The sequence below is a fragment of the Moritella sp. 5 genome, from assembly GCF_018219455.1.
Classification (GTDB): domain Bacteria; phylum Pseudomonadota; class Gammaproteobacteria; order Enterobacterales; family Moritellaceae; genus Moritella.
In genome coordinates, this window is the sequence record NZ_CP056122.1 from 2,124,755 (window position 1) to 2,142,511 (window position 17,757).

A 17,757-nucleotide genomic window follows, 5' to 3' on the forward strand; every position below is an offset into this window, starting at 1 on the left:
GTAAGCGATGGCCAATATGACAGCAACGACCCCTGGTTTTAAACGTAAGATACTAGTTGCTAATGTTGGTTGTATCGGCTGTTATACCTGCGGTATGGCGTCGTTTTTTAGTCACGCATAGCAAAAGGCCCTACTAATGATGTTAAGTAAGGCCTTTATTTAACGAGTCAGTATTACTGACTATTCTGAATCTTGTTCTGTTTCTTCAACTTTCTTCGTTTCTTCTAAATCTTGTCCGCCGCAGCCGCCACAACAACTCATAATAATATCCTCTTTAGTCGATTAATTTAGTGTTAAGTAAAATACCCAGTCACTATAACCAAGTGTTTAACTCAAGTAATTGACCAAAGTCATTTAGGTTAATAAATCGCTAGTTTACTCATACTTTTTTAACCTGTTGCATTTATTACTAAGCTATTGGTTTTAATTATTAATTAGGTTAGGGTAGGACTTGTTTATATTTTATTAATTAAGGGGTTCGTAATGCCACATTTTGTAATTGATTGCTCGGAAAGCATTTTAGAACACTACAGCGAAGCGTATATTCTTGAACAAATTCATGTGTTAGCTAATAGCTCTGGGTTGTTTAATGAAAAGGATATTAAAGTCAGAATGAATCCGTTTTCTACTTACTTAGTGGCTAATCAGCGAGAAGACTTTATCCATATTTTTTCGCATATAATGCAAGGGCGAACAACAGAGCAAAAAGCCGCATTATCACGCCTTCTTGTCACTCGGCTCATTGAATTATTCCCCGGTTTTTCACACATAACCATGAATGTCGCTGAGTTTGAAAAAGCGACTTATTGTAATCGCAATACTATGTGATTTTGTCTTTTTAAACACGAATGAATAGGGCTGTCAAAATGAAAACAATTGGGATGTTGGGTGGAATGAGCTGGGAATCTACAGCCAGTTATTACAAAGCCATTAACGAAGGGATTAAATCAGAACTTGGTGGCCTCAATTCAGCAAAAATCTGTTTATATAGCGTCAATTTTGACGAAATTGAGAAGTTACAGCATCAAGGTGATTGGGACAAAACTGCGCAGATACTAACGCAAGCGGCTAAATCTGTCGAGGCTGGTGGTGCAGACTTTATTATTATTTGTACCAATACCATGCACAAAGTAGTTCCCGAAATTGAATGTGAAATAGCAATCCCTATTTTACATATAGCAGATGCGACGGCGAGTAAATTAGTTGCCGATGGTATTACGAAAGTCGGTCTACTGGGTACTCGCTTTACGATGGAACAGGACTTTTATAAAAGCCGCTTAGTGGACAATTTTAGTATTGAAGTCGTCGTTCCAAATACAGACGAACAGACCATTATTCACGACGTTATATACGATGAGTTATGCCGAGGTATTATTCGTCAAGAGTCTAAAGTTCATTACATTAGTATTATTAATAGCTTGTATGAGCAGGGCGCTGAAGCCGTCATTCTTGGTTGTACAGAGATCGCATTGCTGGTCCAACAAGTCGATACGCATGTGCCTTTGTATGACACAACCGAAATCCACGCGGCGCAAGCGGTACAGCTAGCTTTAAGTGACCTGTGATCTTATACCGCATGATAAATACTTAGGTAAGACGGTCATGCTTTATCATTTTAGTCGACATTTTTAGTCATTATGAGGGCGTGAGGCCTTCAAGGACATAATAACATGAACAATCTCAATACCATTGAACTTAAAGCGTTTGTTCCAGCAAAGGATTTCGAAATTTCTAAGCAGTTCTATTTAGATTTAGGCTTTAGCAAAGCATCTGATTCAGATGGTATCGCTTATTTTAACTACGGGAATTGTAGCTTCTTACTTCAAGACTTCTACGAGAAAGTACTTGCCGAAAACTTAGTTATGCACCTACTGGTAGAGGATATTGCTTCTTGGCATAAATCCGTAAAAAGTTCAGGAGTCGAAGAAAAATATGGCATTACGCTTTCTGAAATTAGTGAGCAGCCATGGGGGATGCTGGATTTCGTGCTTTACGATCCAAGCGGTGTGCTATGGCGTTTTGGTCAAAATGTACAAACCTAACAAGGCAAGCACAACGTTATGGCGCATATGGATATCAAGTTAGAATCAATATTAGAAGGTGAGTTTGAGTCGCTGTTTTTGGTGGTAAAAGAAGGGCTGTATTCTCATGTAAATTCGGTTTTTGGTTGGTGTGATGATTATCAGCGAAATCGTTTAATTGCAGATTATGAACCCAATTGGTTTTTCTGGGTTTACGCTGCATCAACACGTGTTGGAATGTTGTGTTTCAAGCCATACGATAATTCTTATCATGTTCACTTGTTGGTTGTTTTTCCAGAGTTTCAAAATCAGAAACTAGGTGAAACGATAATGGATTATGTTCATAAAGTTGCACAAAGTGAGCACCGAAATAGTGTTACGTTATCAAGCTTTGTTCGCAATAATAAGGCTGTGAGATTTTATAAAAGACTTGGATATGGAGTGGTTGAAAATGATGGAAACTTCCTATCTTTGTCGTTGACACTTAGTAACAAACTGCCAAAAGGAATACAAAGCGTTATATGCTCGTAACGTTTAGCCAAGTAATTAATTCATATAAGGCGCCTGAACAAAAATGGACTTGATTAGAAGTGTTGCGTGTTTACATGCTGAAAATAATAAGATTCTTTGTGTCAGAACAAAGGGTAAAGATAAGTTCTATATCTCTGGGATAAATGTCGAAATGCAGTGCTTTTTTGCTCAGTACAGAAGCTCTATTTCCGAAAATTCAGAGATAGAATAAATAAAATGGGTTGGAAGTGAGTTTAAAGTAATTTGTGCTCCTGCTGCTCAGCTAGCAATCGAATTTCTAGTTAAGCATAATAAAATACGTATTTAACAACGTTTGGCTGGTGACGCCTTACTACGCAGCTAAAAATGGCGTCCGTGGAAAAATCAGCTATTTTTGTTAGCCGTCTTCGTATAGAATCCGCCATATAATTTTACTGGTTAACATTTCCTAAAATTGGGAAATTCAAAACAATAAAGTTAAACTAACGACATCTTCTTATTCCTTTCTAAAATGACATAAAAAATGAATGATAAAACGATAGTAACGCACAATGGTAAGTTTCATGCAGATGATGTTTTTAGTATCGCTGCACTTAAAAACATTTTGCCTGCTTTTAAGCTAGTGCGCACACGTGATTTAGAGATAATCGGCGAAGCTGATATTGTGGTCGATGTAGGTGGTGAATATGATCCAGATACAGGGCGTTTTGACCATCACCAACGTGGTGGCGCAGGTGAGCGCGAAAATGGTATTCCTTATTCATCATTTGGTCTAATTTGGCAAAAGTACGGCCTAGAAATATGCCAAGGTAACCAAGAAATCGCAGATGCTGTGGATGCTGGTTTAGTGTCTACGATTGACGCGGTTGATTGTGGTCATGTTGAAGGTGTTGCTCAAGGTATTAGCCTAAGCCAAACTATTTCAATGTTTAACCCTACCTGGGAAGAAGACAGTGACTTGGATGCATGTTTTGATGAAGCGGTTACTTTTGCGTCGCGCATTTTAACACGATTCATTGCATCTGCGGCTGGTGGCATTAATGCGAAAGATATTGTTGCCAAAGCAATTGATAATGCCGACGATCCAAGAGTGATTGTATTAGCGCAATATACGCCGTGGAAAACAACGGTTCTAAATTTAGCGTCAGAAGCTTTATTTATGGTTTACCCATCTCAATCTGGCAAATGGATTATTCAAGCCGTACCTGTTGAACTCGGTTCATTTGAAGATAGAAAATCACTGCCTAAACCATGGGCTGGTTTGTCTGATAAGGCATTTAAAGAAGTGACTGGTATTGATGATGTTATGTTCTGTCATAACGGTTTATTTATTGCGGGTGCAGAATCATTTGAAAGCATCATGAAAATGGCATCTATTGCACTTAAAGCATAGTAAGTTACTACCTATAATAAAACCCCCATACGGCAGCGTATTCACATGGGGGTTGTAACACACGACTCAGTGTTTTTAACCATTGAGCAGTGTGATCTTTTCTTGCATTTTATAGTTTAAACTATATCACGCTCTTCGCGTTTGGCTTCTGCCATGTCTTTAACAAAAGCGCTGACGATGACGAACAGCACCGCTGCTGAAATTACCGGCCATATTAAAATGTAGAGAGATAGCATCATATTGTGCTCCTAGTATTTAATCATCAAAGTGTTGAACGCGTTCATGGATCAACGCAAAGTCAAATCGTTCGTTACTTGCGAGACTAATCGCAGTACAGATCATAGTACTTGCACCGTAGGCAACCAAAGAACCAAGTAGCACAGTGTAGTCACGTAAGAAATCGTGGAAATAGAACGCGCATAACACGCCTACTATTGATCCCGCGAAAAGCGCAATGTTGCGATTTGTAAAGCCAAAGAACATTAAGCCAATCACAGTACCACCACCGACAGCAGCAATTAATTCTAGGCTAGAAGCCCAAATACCGATCAGTGCGATCCATTCAAAACGAACCAAGCAAAATAGAATTAAACCACCAAGTACAGCACTTAAGAAAGCGCGGTTGGTCACTCTGTCCCAATAACAGCTAGCGATAACAGGGAAGACAAGCGTCCCCCATAATGCACCAACAAATACCAACATGACTAAAATGTCGAGCGAGAAACTAGCGAGAATTAAGCCAAGAGCGGTCGCGATAATCATAGTTATACGACCCAGTAGCAGCATCTTTTTATTGTCGATTTGACCTTTGGCTAAGTTTTTAGCGTAGATATCAGTCATGACAATTGCAGAAAGTGCAGATAGATCTGAATCGGCCGTCGATGACAAAGAGCCAATAACTAAGATAAACAGCATGCCTATAGCAAATGGCGGCAGGTAGGCTGAAGCAACTTGTGGAATGAGGTTGTTCAGGTCACCTTCATAAGGCGTCATTCCCATAAGCAGTGCCATCATACCTAGCATACCTAAACCAATAACGATTGAACCGTAGCCTAGTGTCGCCGTAATAAATGAAGATTTAATGAGGTCTTGGCGTACCGCAAAAAGTCGCTGGGCAATAGTCTGATTACCAATACCGTAGGCAAGAACGGCCACAAAGAATGGTGCGCCTTGTTCTAGCATTGCCTTAGTCGAGAAAAAATCTGCCTGTTCAGCTGTTATTATATTGAAGCCTTGCGATAGAGCCTCTGAGCCGCCCATACTGAAATAAATCCAAGGGATTAATATAATGGCGACGAGCATCATGGCCACAACTTGTGCGAAATCGGTTAAAATAGAAGCTCTGAAACCTGACCATAACGTATAAGATAAAACGCCAATACCAGCTATTATTACGCCAACCTCGAAAGATAATGGTGTTAACACCGATACCAATGCGCCTGCAGCGGTGAAGTTAACCATTAGGCTGATAACACTACCCACTAAGTTTGAAACGGCTAAGATAAGTTGACTTGACGAACCGTGTCTTGCTTGCATTATTTCGGCTAAAGTACGTGCTCTAGGGGCTAGTTCACGGAAGCGTTGTCCGTAGGGATAGATAAATAATATCATTAAAGCTCCCCAAAATCCGTAGTGCAAGGAGCCAGATATACCATATTGGTAGCCCGAGCTTGCCGCGCCGTAAAAAGATGCTGCCCAAATCCAGGTGGCCGTCATACTTGCTGCGGCTATGCCAAATCCGACTGCGCCATTGGCGACCATATAGCCATCGACACTACTCGATTTTTTTGAAGCTAAGGTTGAGAACAGAAAGGTAAGGCCGTAAAAGCCAATTAAGAGGATAAGAGTGGTACTGATTGAGAATTTATAAAACACTGGGTCTAACATAGGTCTCCTTGGGGTTATAATTATGGCGAGAGTTGAAATGCGCGGGATAAAAGCAATCGCATGTCTTATTTCTTGACTATGCACGATAGCTATTCGCATGAGCAAAGACTCGGCGGCTTACTTATACATCATCCCCCATATAAAATCAAAGCACTAAAAGCCCTCAGGGGCCCTCTGGTGAACTTTAATTGTAATTAAGGCTCCATGATGCGCCTAACTTAGAACGTTAAATTGCAAGCGAATAAGGGCGTGTGCTGGATGCGTAATATCTGTCACCGTTTTTATTAAAACAAAAATGCTAACAAAGACTATGTACATGCTTGTTATGTCATATGTGCCTATCATTAAATGCAATCAAATGGAAGAGTATCACCATCAAAAACAGCAGGTTAGCTGTGGTTAGATCAGTTTGTATTATTTAAGATTTCAAGAGACCTATACCACTGGTTTAGTCTTCAATTTGTTGGGTAGATTTAACATTATAACGGTTTGAATAACGTAATAATGGGGGTATTAAGTGCATCATTAAATTTTGTATTTACGTATTGCAATATCGCTAAATCAGGTAAATATTCTATCTAAAAATATATTTTAATATTTTATTTCATACACTTGATATTTGTGGGTATTTTGTCATTGAATTATTGATGAAGGGTTTAAGCTTGTGCCTTCGTATAATACTTAATGGGATTGTTTTATACCGTGTTATTAGTATTCTGGACAAACACTCATGTTTATCTTGTGCTAAAAATTAATATCCATATACTCAGGCTCATAATTAGTCTTGCATATGCTCAAGTAATTTGAGTGTATAACCTAAAAGATTAACAAATAATTTACAGGACGGTTCGTTTTATCAAATCGAGACGTCTACTATATAAATGTCAAGTGATGGTTATTATGTTTAAAACATTACTGGAAAAAGCAGGTTGGAGAATAACTTACTATGTCTGATAGATTTCGAGTGAAAGAGGCCTCTGGTCTACTGACTTTCCTCAATACTCAGCTAAAAGGCTGGAGTCGAAAAAACATAAAGCAGCGACTGAAAACAGGCTGCGTACTGGTCAACGACCAGCAGATCATGAAGCATGACCATGAGCTTGAAGTTGGCGACAATGTAGAGGTTAGAGCAGCGGGAAAGAACACGCAACAGGGTGTTCGGCACCTCGAAATTTTGTATTCTGACAATGATCTTGTTGTCATTAACAAACCTGCAGGTTTGTTGTCAGTAGCATCAGCCAATGAAAACAAACAGCATGCGCTTGCTATTCTTCGCAAGCAACTCTCACATGCAAAAAATTCTGTTGCTTTATGGCCTGTTCATCGCCTCGATCGTGATACATCAGGTGTGTTGATGTTTGCAACGTCTCGTGAGATGCGTGAAGCCGTTAATGCGGGTTGGTCAGAGGCTGAAAAAACCTATCTTGCAGTCGTTGAAGGTAGCCCTAAACCAAGTAAAGGTCGCATTGACCAGCCCTTGAGAATGGATCCAGAGAAGTATCAAATGATTGTTGGTCCACATTCGGAAGCCAAAAATGCCGTCACGCATTTTAAAACTTTGCGCACTGTAAAAGATCGGACACTGGTTGAAGTTAAACTCGAGACCGGTCGACAACATCAAATCCGTGCTCATATGTCTTGGTTAGGACATGCGGTGATTGGTGATCCCCGTTATGGCACTGATGGTCCGCGTATGGGACTGCATGCGTTGAGCCTAAGTATTACACGACCAAATACTGGTAAACGACTGACTTTTGAAGCGCCTGCACCAGTGGAATTCCTCGACCTGCTGCGTTAATCGAAAACCTTGATAGCGAATACAGTCTACTTTTCGTTGTAGACTGTTTATTCGTAGAATAAGTTCATATCCCTTCCTAGGTTTCTTACCTCGTCTTGCTTGCTAGCGAAAGCTGACTTCATCACCTATCTTAGTATTACACCACCTCTCATAACGGTAATGCAATTAAGGGGATAACCCATGTCTGTTTTAGATGCATTTTTTACCAAACTCTGGCAGCAGTACAGCGTCATTAGCCCACAAGCCGTCGATATACATCAGCTGTTTGAAAGTCGAGGTGAAGAGTTAGTGAATGATCATGTTGCTTTCCGTACCTTCGCCGATTCGCATATCGGCATAGATATATTAGAATATGAGATATTAGCACTCGGTTATCGGCACCTTGACTCATACCAGTTCGACGTTAAAAAGTTAGATGCACGTTGTTATGTGCATGATAAGTCACCGACCAAAATATTCATTAGTGAACTGCGTTGGCAGTCTTTATCCGAGACTTCTCAGGCCATTATTCAAGACATTATCGAACAGGTAAAAGCGACATTAAAGTCCCCTTTACTTGAGCAATCGAGCAAGGGGCTCAGCCCATTATTAAGTGCAGGCCGGTTGTGGCTGTTACCCAGTTATACAGACTATCAAACCTTATTGGCAGAATCGGAATATGCCGCTTGGTTATCTGTCTGGGGGTTACGTGCTAACCATTTCACTCTATTTGTAAATCACTTAAAAAGTTCCCCTGAATTGTCACAAGTCGTGGCGTTATTACAGCAAGAAGGTTATCAACTTAATGATGCTGGTGGCTTGATCAAAGGCACGCCATCGGATTTATTAATTCAAGCATCAACCATGGCTGATACTTGCATGGTTGATTTTAAAGATGCGGGGGAGCAAGTAATAAGCAGTTGTTATTACGAATTTGCACAGCGCTTTAACCAAGAAAATGGCGACTTATACCAAGGGTTTGTACCAATGAGTGCAGATAAAATATTTGAATCGACGAATATGAAATCGATACTTAGCAGTGGTACCTCCGATGATAAAAGTTAGGCGTGAACAGCGTACTTATTTATTCGTAGCCTTGCTTTATCAGAAAAGTAATTTCATCGGTAACGAGGTTGAATCAGTAAAAATGGAACACGGATAAGACTGTACTCATCTATCAATAAGAGGTCAGTCATAGGGAGTTAGAAATGGCAAAACGAATTGTTGTTTTAGGGCTTGGACGTATTGGTGGTGCAATTGCCCAAATTTTACATAGTCATGACGATTATGAGGTCACAGGGGCAGATATAAGCCCGCATGCCGTGGCTCGTTTTAGTCATCAATTCCCCACTAAATTATTATCAAAAACATCCTCTGAAATACGCGATTATAATGACATTCTTGCAGGGCAAGACGCGGTGATTTCAGCGCTATCATTCAATGATAATCCTTACGTTGCACAGGCAGCCTTAGCCAATGGTTGTAGCTACTTTGATTTAACCGAAGATGTACGTTGTACACAAGCGATTAAAGAGATTGCATTAGCCGCAGCACCGGGCCAGGTATTCATGCCTCAATGTGGTTTAGCTCCGGGTTTTATTGGTATTTTGGGTTACAGTTTTAGACATAATTTTGACCGTCTAGATAGTCTTAAATTACGCGTAGGTGCCTTACCTGAATATCCATCCAATCAAATGATGTATAACCTGACGTGGTCAACAGAAGGGTTAATTAACGAATATGCAAATCCCTGTGAATCCATAAAAAATCATATTCCGACATTAACAGAACCGCTAGAAGGCAGAGAAGTATTTTCTATCTCAGGTGTTGAATATGAAGCGTTTAATACCTCTGGAGGCTTGGCAAACCTTTGTTATACCTTAGACGGTCAACTGCGAGAATTAACTTATAAAACAATCCGCTATCCTGGGCATTGTAAGCTGATGAAGTTCTTATTTCATGACTTACGGTTAGGGGAGGAGGGTAAACGTCGAGATATGTTAATGGAGATATTTGAAAGCTCTGTCGCGACTACAATGCAAGATCTGGTACTGATCTCTGTGGTAGCGACTGGTTATGTCGACGAAAAATTAAGACAGTGTAGTCGTACTTTTTTACTTCGACACACAGCAGAGCAAAGTGCGATCCAAATATCGACAGCCAGCGCCGCAGTGACCACGGTGGATTTAATTTTAAATAGTCGTGAACCAAGACAGGGTTTCGTTGAACAAGAGACGCTAGACATTGAAGACTTTTTGGGCAATGAGTTTGCGAAAGCTTATCGAGACGCAGAATTAAGTATTTAACGGTAATGACGAGGGGAGTCTCATGCATGAAGCAATTTTGAAAACAGTACTTGGTCGTTTTTATGCTCACGATAAGTGCTACGGTAGTGCTTATCTTGGTGATCAGCGTTTTGTTAGTGATAGCCATGTTAATGTCATCAGTCCTAACGATGGACAGTCATTTGCTTCAATAAGCCACGCGGAATCCGATGTGATCAAACAGGTCATTAGCAATGCCAAAACCGAATTTTATCATTGGCGTAGTGTGCCTGCTCCACAGCGTGGTGAATTAGTGCGACTGTTTGCCGAAAAAGCACGTGCAGCAAAGCATCAATTAGCCACCATGATTAGCCTTGAATCGGGTAAGCCATTTCAAGAAAGTTTAGGGGAAGTGCAAGAGCTGATTGATGTGTGTGATTTCGCTGTTGGTCTATCGCGACAGCTTTATGGATTAACCATTGCGACCGAAAGACCTAATCATAGAATGATGGAACAATGGCATCCTATTGGCCCTGTTGTGATCATTACTGCGTTTAATTTTCCCATGGCGGTATGGGCTTGGAATGCCACATTGAGTTTGATTTGTGGTAATAGCATTATTTGGAAACCATCAAGTCAAACGCCACTCAGCGCATTGGCTTGTCATCAATTATTATTGTCAGCCATTACAGAGTTTGGGGGGAATAAGGAACTTAGCAGTATCGTGTTCGGTGAGAAAACGCAGGTTGAACAATTGGTCGATCATAAGGACGTTGCATTGGTATCAGCGACAGGCTCATGCGCCATGGGGCGAGCGGTTAATTGCCGTGTCGCTGCGAGAATGGGGCGTACGCTACTAGAGCTTGGCGGTAATAATGCCATGATTGTGTGTCCGAGTGCGGATCTTGAGTTAGCTATTCGGGCTATCACGTTTTCAGCATTGGGCACGAGCGGGCAGCGCTGTACAACGTTGCGTAGGTTGATTGTGCATAGTAGCCTTAAACATCAAGTACTAAGCAAGCTTGAGGCGATTTATAAAACAGTGAGTATTGGCGACCCCTTTGATGAACATAATTTAATGGGCCCCTTGATTAACCAGAAATCCATTGATGCGATGAAAACAAGTATTTGTACGGCCATTGAGCAAGGAGGGATACTCATTACGGGTGGCGATGAAGGGGAGTACTCAAAGGGCAAAGGTACAAAAGGATGCGGCTTTTATATTAGGCCTGCCATTATTGATATTGAACCGACGGCAGAGATTGTTCAGCAAGAAACATTTGCACCCTTACTTTATGTGCACAGCTATGATTCACTTGAGCAAGCTATTGTTATTCAAAATAGCGTAAGTCAGGGCTTATCTTCCGCTATCTTCACTAAAGACATGGCTGAAGCCGAAATATTTATGAGTGCAAGAGGTTCTGATTGTGGGCTTGTGAATGTCAATATCGGTACGTCCGGTGCGGAAATTGGTGGTGCGTTTGGCGGTGAGAAAGACACGGGTGGCGGTCGAGAAAGTGGTTCCGATGCATGGAAGAGTTACATGCGCCGCACCACTAATACCATTAATTACGGCTGTGAGTTACCCTTGGCGCAAGGTATTAGTTTCGATATGCCAAAAGGTGATTAGGCCATACTTTTATTGAGGGTGGGTTTCCACCCTAGCAAGTATGCTAGCGTCCTCTGAATGTCACCCATGAATTAGTTTCCCCAAGTGCTTTAGACATATCCAATTTATATATTGATCCCGCATTGTTTATTCCTTATCTGAATATTTTATTATCTCACCTTTAGTTAATTCACTTGTTGAACGAAAGATTCACATTTTTTGTGGTTATTTCGTTAATGGAAAAGAGTATCGTTTGATGCTTGTTCTGATTGATGAAATATCGGCATTGGAAAAATCTTTATTATCATTACCATGGTCAAATAGAGATAAATTGAATGATATTCTATTTTCATTGACTAAAGAACCAAGTAATACAGACACTATTGAACAATGGGCTAAGACGATTCATGTTAGTCCAAGAACATTAGCAAGAATGTTCCAAAAAGAGCTCGGTATGACATTTACAGAATGGCGTATGCGAGTAAAGTTATTTTATGCCATTGAGCAATTACACGATGGAAAATCGGTAACATACATCGCACTAGAATTAGGATATAGCACACCGAGTGCTTTCATCGCAGCCTTTCGTAAAATAATGGGTAAATCACCATTAGAATATATTACGGTTTAAGGTTTTACATATTTTTAAATGCTGATAATTCATGATTTTATGCGTTTATATATCAGATTAAATACGTAAATCCAAAGTGTGTTAAGTTATTGTTTTTACATGGTATGCTTGAGGCAGTACGGTTGTTTTATTTAGACTGTATATAGAATTATATTTCTAATTTCCAGCTTAAAGTTAAAAAGGGCTATGTATGAAGAACCCCAAAGCAGATGCGTGCTCATATTTGATAACGATGATAATCCAGAGACTCGAAGAGGACAATCAAGGGTTAATCAATAACCTTATTGAAGGTGTTGAAGCAGACCGTGCTGCATTGCCTAAAAAAATTCAAAGTAGATCCCATGTTGAGGCTATTATTCGAGAAACTTTTAAGATATTAGATCGCGCTAAAGCGGGTGCTGAACATAAAAATGAAAACGATACATAATAGAAAATGTATAGATAGGGATGATGATATTTATCTTTTATACGTATATTAACCGCTATTTATCCTTCCGCTTTAATTGCACAAATGAGAATTATTCTTATAATGATTCTCTTATTCTCTTCGGTCATTTACCAAAGGTATTGTGCGTACGATGCAAAAAGAAAACCAAAAACAAGTTAACCGTTTTACTCGCATCGGAAAGTTGTTGGATTTTATCAATGAAAACATAGACCAACCGTTATCTGTTGAGCTACTAGCGGATAAAAGTTGCTGGTCTCGTTGGCAATTACAGCGTGTATTTCATCTTGAAACGGGACTGAATCTTGCACAGTATGTGCGAGAGCTGAAGCTGAGTTTAGCGGCAGAGCAATTATTAGGCAGTAAAACTCGGATTGTTGATATCGCGTTGGCGTTAGGTTTTAGCTCTGAAGTTAGCTTTAGTCGTACGTTTAAAAATATGTTTTCGTATTCACCAATGGCGTATCGACGACGTGGTAAACGCCTTGGCTTACGCACACCAATTAAACTCTGTTCAAGGGTATTAGATAGCTTTGATTTAGAGGCTCGATTATTACAAATCCGTATTGAAACCCGCCCAGAATTTACGCTTCACTGCACATCTGGCATTATTTCAGGATTGTTTTCATTAACACCTAATTACCAACAGCAAGTCCCGCTCATTTGGTCTGAATTTGTTGAAAACTTGCCTGAAGCTGAAATGCTGTCCGTATTGAGTGAAAGCTCATCATTGGCTGCGGATATAGAGTTGATTGGTGTTATTGGAGTGATTAAAGCCAATGATGATATAGATGCGATCCCTTATTGGGCGGGCAGCACTGCGGGTGCTTTACTCGGTACCACGTCACTAGATACTATAGATGTACCTGCACAAGAGTATGCCGTTATTCCATTTACAGGTCCGATTAAACAATTAGAACAAGTACTTGCTTGGTTATTTTCACATTGGATACCGGATTCAAATTATGACAGTGTTGATGGTTATGAATTGGAAGTCTATCCGGTAAATTATGACCCTGAAGATTCATCTTCTTATATGGAATATTGGCTACCAATCGAACCTCGTAGCTAAAATAATTTGAACTTTTTGATTATTGCACCAAATTGTTAATTTTTTCTCTAAATCTCTCTATACAATACAAACGATAATAATTATCATTTGCATAAATTGAAGTTTGGAGACCGAATGAAGCACCAACCTGCCCGTATATTATCCCCAGTGGCGTTTGCCATTATTTGCGCGTTATCGAGTTCAGCTTTTGCCGAGCAGTCAAGTCGCGATAATACTGAAGAGCAAATGACTGTCTTTGGTAAAGCTTATCGAAATACAGCGACAAAAACAGCCCTGGCGCCTATGGACACACCTCAAGCAATCTCTGATGTTGATAGAGATACGTTAGACTTACGCGGAGTTAAGTCGGTAGCAGAAGCACTGCGTTACGTACCAGCTGTGAATACTGAACTAAGGGGGGGCGCGGTTTCTCGATTAGATTTATTTAATATTCGTGGTTTTATTAACTATCAGAATTTTTATGATGGTTTGCCGCTGATGTTTAATGGCTGGAATTTACAGCCACAAATTGATTCAATTGCACTTGAACAAGTCGAAGTATTTAAGGGACCAACCTCTGTTTTGTATGGCAATATCCCACCGGGCGGTATGGTCAATCTCATTGCTAAATCGCCACAACAAGAACAAAGTACGGATGTGACAGTGACAGGGGGAGATTTTAATCGTAAAGGACTCTCTATTGATTCAACAGGCCAGATTGCCGATACAAATTTATCTTATCGTGTTGTTGGTATGGTGCGTAAGAAAGATGGTCAAGCAGATACCTCTGAAGAAGAGCGTTATGTATTGGCGCCATCTTTAGATTGGCAGGTCTCTGATAAGACGCTCATTAATTTTAATATTTATTACCAAAATGATCCATCCGCAGGTATTTATACATCAGTACCTGGGGCGGGGAGTGTGTTATCAAATCCTAACGGGCAGCTTGATTCGAGTATTTTCACAGGTGATGAAAATTGGAATACCTATGAGCGTGAAGTATTGATGCTGGGCTATAAAATTAACCATGAGTTTAATAATAGCTGGGCCTTCTTGATGAATGCGCGTTACATGGATGCGGATGCTTACCAAGAAAATACCTATAATGGCGTGCTTGATGCTGATATGCGTACCTTAGCTCGGCATGCTTACCTTACCGATGAAACATCACAGAGTTTTGTCATAGATAACCAAATATCAGGACGTTTTAACACTGCCTCGGCTGAACATAACGTGCTGTTAGGGTTTGATTATCAGCAACTCGATTCACGTATTATTTATAAAGACACGAATGATTGGAGTGGTACTAGTAGTGTAGCGCCAATTGATATATTTGCTCCTAACCATCAACAAATTGACGGTAGCTCGCTTAATTTCAACTATACCTCTGACTTTGATCTAGAAAGTCGCCAAGTCGGCATCTATGTACAAGACCAGTTATTACTGGGTAATTGGGTTGTGATTGCTGGTGGTCGTTATGACCAATATGAACAAACATCAACAGACCATGCTTCAGGAGCCGATACAGCCGTTGCACTGGATCAAGATAACTTTGCTTTCCGTTTAGGTGGTTTATACAACTTTGATAATGGCTTAGCACCTTATGTTAGCTATGCACAGAGCTTTGAGCCTGTAGTGGGAAAAGATCGCCACGGGAATGCGTTTGTACCATCGACGGGTGAACAGTGGGAAGCGGGTCTGAAGTATGAATCTGCAGATATGAGTAAAAAGTTTGTTGTTTCACTGTTTAACATTACTAAGCAGAATGATTTAACGCGTGATCCGACAGGCACACCATACGATAAAGTTCAAACGGGTGAAACTCAGTCTAGAGGTGTCGAGGTTGAAGCGAATACAATGCTAACCGACAATATGGATCTTGCGGTGAGTTATACCTATATGGACATGAAAGTGACTGAGGATAATACTGGGTTGGAAGGTAAAACGCCGATTTGGGTACCGAAACATGCTGCTAATGTGTGGTTAAATTATTATCTTTATAACGGAATGGCTGCAGGTACGACTGTCGGTACGGGTATCCGTTATGTGGGTGAAACACAGATTGATGCTCTGAATAGCGATCAAGTACCTGATTACACATTAGTTGATCTGTCAGTTTCTTATGACCTGTCTTATTTAAGCGACAGTTTAGATGGTTCAAGTATTTCTGTGGTAGCAAGTAACTTGTTTGGAACTGAATATTATTCTTGTTATGACACGAATAATTGCTGGTTTGGTGCTGAACGTGATATCACAGCTAACGTGAAATTTAACTTTTAATTGTTAATGTTGTTTTCAATAGGGCCAGGTGTCATGCCTGGATAATTTATGCCTCTAGATAAAGATGCTGATATGACGGTGACTTGTGTTCTAACTGCCCAAAGAATAAATAGGATTTAAATGTTTAAATTGAACAATGTCATTGTGAACCGTGATGGGCGAGATATCTTAGCTATTGATCACCTGCACATCGATAGTCATGAGTTTACGGTGATCCTCGGTCACAATGGATCTGGCAAGTCGACCTTAGCACAAGTATTAGCAGGTCAGTTAAAACCTGATAACGGTAAGGTTGAGTTCTCAGAACAAACAATGAGCTCACTATCAACAAAACTATTAGCGCAGAATATTGCGTTTTTACCTCAACGTTTACCCGAAGTCGCAGGGTTAACAGTGAAAGAACTTGTGCGGTTAGGACGTTTTGCTTGGCGTGGTACCTTCGGGCGTTATAACCAACAAGACACGGATATTATCCAAACGGCAATGCAACAAACCGATATTGTGCAATTTTCCGATCATATTGCAGATAGTCTTTCTGGAGGTGAACGCCAAAGAGCGTGGATTGCGATGTTGTTGGCACAGCAATCAAAGGTATTAATCTTGGATGAACCGACATCTGCACTTGATGTTGGCCATCAATATGATTTGCTATCACTATTGCAATCCCTTAATAAAGATACTGGGCAGGGAGTGATCGTTATCCTACATGATATCAATTTAGCACTAAGATTTGCGACGCGTGTGGTTGCTTTAAAACAAGGGAAAGTGAGTTTTTCAGGTGATCACAGTAAGTTGTTAGATAGCGAAAAACTCTCTGCCTTGTATGGTACTGATATTAAATTAATAGCTCATCCGAGCCGAGATGAGAAGGTTGCTGTTGTATGTTAAAGAGAAAAAAAATGACTAAATTTGTTCAATTATTTATCGTATCGGTACTGCTAGTAACACCGTTATTCTCACAGGCCGAAATAACGGTAACAGACAGCCAAGGTAACAAGCAGCTAGTGCAATATGCACAGCGTATTGTCGTGCTTAATTGGGATCTGGCCGAGCAAATATTAGAACTCGGTGTCACTCCTGTTGGTATGCCTGACATTGCGGGTTATAAGGAATGGGTAAGTAAGCCTGAAGTGCCTGCTGAAGTGCAAGACATTGGTACCCGAGTTGAGCCTAATTATGAAAAGATCGCAGCGCTGAAACCGGATGTTATTATTTTTGCATCACCGCAAGCTGATTTGCAAAGTAAATTGGAGCGAATAGCACCTGTATTATTTTATCAAACTTTTAGTGCATCTCATGATAATGCACAAGCAGCAATAGACAATTTTCTCAATTTAGCTGGTGTTGTGAATAGGCAAGATCTTGCAGAACAAAAGCTCAAAGCAATGGCAGATAAGCTCGGTGATTTAAAGCAGCGCTTATTACTGGCTTACGATGGGAAATTGCCAAAAGTTACTACAATGCGTTTTGCGAGTACAACATCTGTGTTTCTGTATGGCGGTAATTCGATGCCAGAATATGCCTTAAAGCAATTAGGTATAAAACCAGCGCTAGACCTGCCTGTAACCCAATGGGGTATAGTACAAAAACGTATCTCTGACCTACATACAATTACGGATGGGACTGTGTTGTACTTTGAACCATTTGATAAAAAACAGGCATTATCTCGTTCAAGGCTATGGCAGTCGATGCCTTTTGTTCGGGGTAAGCGTGTTAATAGTGTTGCGACAAGTTGGAGTTATGGTGGGGCAATGTCAATTCAATACATTGCGGAAGGAATCACCGAAAGCTTATTAGCGCTAGCGGCTAATTCGAATGAAATGTCCGCTAATTAGCGCATTGATTTTGTGGTATTAATCACGAACTTAAATAGAAACTTGTTAGAGCGG

Annotated in this window: 17 protein-coding genes; 15 read left to right on the forward strand and 2 right to left on the reverse strand. The window is 40.3% G+C overall.

What is annotated here, in order from left to right; translation table 11 throughout:
• Positions 1-483: 483 nt before the first annotated feature.
• The 5 genes from HWV01_RS09600 to HWV01_RS09620 all read left to right on the forward strand — a co-directional run bounded on the left by HWV01_RS09600 (position 484) and on the right by HWV01_RS09620 (position 3,924).
• The gene (locus HWV01_RS09600; protein ID WP_211675157.1) at positions 484-828 is read left to right on the forward strand and encodes a 5-carboxymethyl-2-hydroxymuconate Delta-isomerase; all 345 of its coding nucleotides are present in this window, start codon (positions 484-486) and stop codon (positions 826-828) included.
• Between the two features lie 38 nt (positions 829-866).
• Positions 867-1,565, forward strand: coding sequence for an aspartate/glutamate racemase family protein (locus HWV01_RS09605; RefSeq protein ID WP_211675158.1), 699 nt, complete (start codon positions 867-869; stop codon positions 1,563-1,565).
• Positions 1,566-1,670: 105 nt separating this feature from the next.
• The gene (locus HWV01_RS09610) at positions 1,671-2,042 is read left to right on the forward strand and encodes a VOC family protein (protein WP_211675159.1); all 372 of its coding nucleotides are present in this window, start codon (positions 1,671-1,673) and stop codon (positions 2,040-2,042) included.
• Positions 2,043-2,069: 27 nt separating this feature from the next.
• On the forward strand, positions 2,070-2,552 hold the full coding sequence (locus HWV01_RS09615; protein ID WP_211675160.1) for an N-acetyltransferase: 483 nt from the start codon (positions 2,070-2,072) through the stop codon (positions 2,550-2,552).
• 502 nt (positions 2,553-3,054) lie between these two features.
• Positions 3,055-3,924: an MYG1 family protein gene (locus HWV01_RS09620; protein ID WP_211675161.1), complete on the forward strand. Its 870-nt coding sequence runs from the start codon at positions 3,055-3,057 to the stop codon at positions 3,922-3,924.
• A gap of 116 nt (positions 3,925-4,040) precedes the next feature.
• On the opposite strand, the gene HWV01_RS09625 is transcribed toward HWV01_RS09620, so the two are convergent.
• Both HWV01_RS09625 and HWV01_RS09630 read right to left on the reverse strand, forming a co-directional pair.
• Complete coding sequence (locus HWV01_RS09625; RefSeq protein ID WP_211675162.1) at positions 4,041-4,163, reverse strand: putative transporter small subunit; 123 nt, start codon at positions 4,161-4,163, stop codon at positions 4,041-4,043.
• Between the two features lie 16 nt (positions 4,164-4,179).
• Positions 4,180-5,811 carry a sodium:solute symporter family protein gene (locus tag HWV01_RS09630; protein ID WP_211675163.1) on the reverse strand — a complete coding sequence of 544 codons (1,632 nt, stop codon included), beginning with the start codon at positions 5,809-5,811 and terminating at the stop codon, positions 4,180-4,182.
• Between the two features lie 946 nt (positions 5,812-6,757).
• On the opposite strand from HWV01_RS09630, the gene HWV01_RS09635 reads away from it, so the two are divergent.
• From HWV01_RS09635 to HWV01_RS09680, 10 genes are all read left to right on the forward strand, one after another.
• On the forward strand, positions 6,758-7,609 hold the full coding sequence (locus tag HWV01_RS09635; protein WP_211675164.1) for an RluA family pseudouridine synthase: 852 nt from the start codon (positions 6,758-6,760) through the stop codon (positions 7,607-7,609).
• A 180-nt stretch (positions 7,610-7,789) separates the two neighbouring features.
• The gene (locus tag HWV01_RS09640) at positions 7,790-8,653 is read left to right on the forward strand and encodes a DUF1338 domain-containing protein (RefSeq protein ID WP_211675165.1); all 864 of its coding nucleotides are present in this window, start codon (positions 7,790-7,792) and stop codon (positions 8,651-8,653) included.
• 143 nt (positions 8,654-8,796) lie between these two features.
• Entirely contained in the window at positions 8,797-9,894 is a 1,098-nt protein-coding gene (locus HWV01_RS09645; RefSeq protein ID WP_211675166.1) for a saccharopine dehydrogenase family protein, read from the forward strand.
• Between the two features lie 22 nt (positions 9,895-9,916).
• Complete coding sequence (locus tag HWV01_RS09650; RefSeq protein WP_211675167.1) at positions 9,917-11,482, forward strand: aldehyde dehydrogenase family protein; 1,566 nt, start codon at positions 9,917-9,919, stop codon at positions 11,480-11,482.
• 235 nt (positions 11,483-11,717) lie between these two features.
• Positions 11,718-12,092 carry a helix-turn-helix transcriptional regulator gene (locus HWV01_RS09655; RefSeq protein ID WP_211675168.1) on the forward strand — a complete coding sequence of 125 codons (375 nt, stop codon included), beginning with the start codon at positions 11,718-11,720 and terminating at the stop codon, positions 12,090-12,092.
• Between the two features lie 190 nt (positions 12,093-12,282).
• On the forward strand, positions 12,283-12,519 hold the full coding sequence (locus tag HWV01_RS09660; protein ID WP_211675169.1) for a hypothetical protein: 237 nt from the start codon (positions 12,283-12,285) through the stop codon (positions 12,517-12,519).
• Between the two features lie 151 nt (positions 12,520-12,670).
• Positions 12,671-13,609 carry an AraC family transcriptional regulator gene (locus HWV01_RS09665; RefSeq protein WP_211675170.1) on the forward strand — a complete coding sequence of 313 codons (939 nt, stop codon included), beginning with the start codon at positions 12,671-12,673 and terminating at the stop codon, positions 13,607-13,609.
• Positions 13,610-13,723: 114 nt separating this feature from the next.
• Positions 13,724-15,868: a TonB-dependent siderophore receptor gene (locus tag HWV01_RS09670; protein ID WP_211675171.1), complete on the forward strand. Its 2,145-nt coding sequence runs from the start codon at positions 13,724-13,726 to the stop codon at positions 15,866-15,868.
• Positions 15,869-15,988: 120 nt separating this feature from the next.
• A complete protein-coding gene (locus HWV01_RS09675) occupies positions 15,989-16,756 on the forward strand; it encodes an ABC transporter ATP-binding protein (protein WP_211675172.1) in 768 nt (255 codons plus the stop codon).
• 11 nt (positions 16,757-16,767) lie between these two features.
• On the forward strand, positions 16,768-17,703 hold the full coding sequence (locus HWV01_RS09680) for an iron-siderophore ABC transporter substrate-binding protein (protein WP_249185505.1): 936 nt from the start codon (positions 16,768-16,770) through the stop codon (positions 17,701-17,703).
• Positions 17,704-17,757 lie beyond the last annotated feature (54 nt).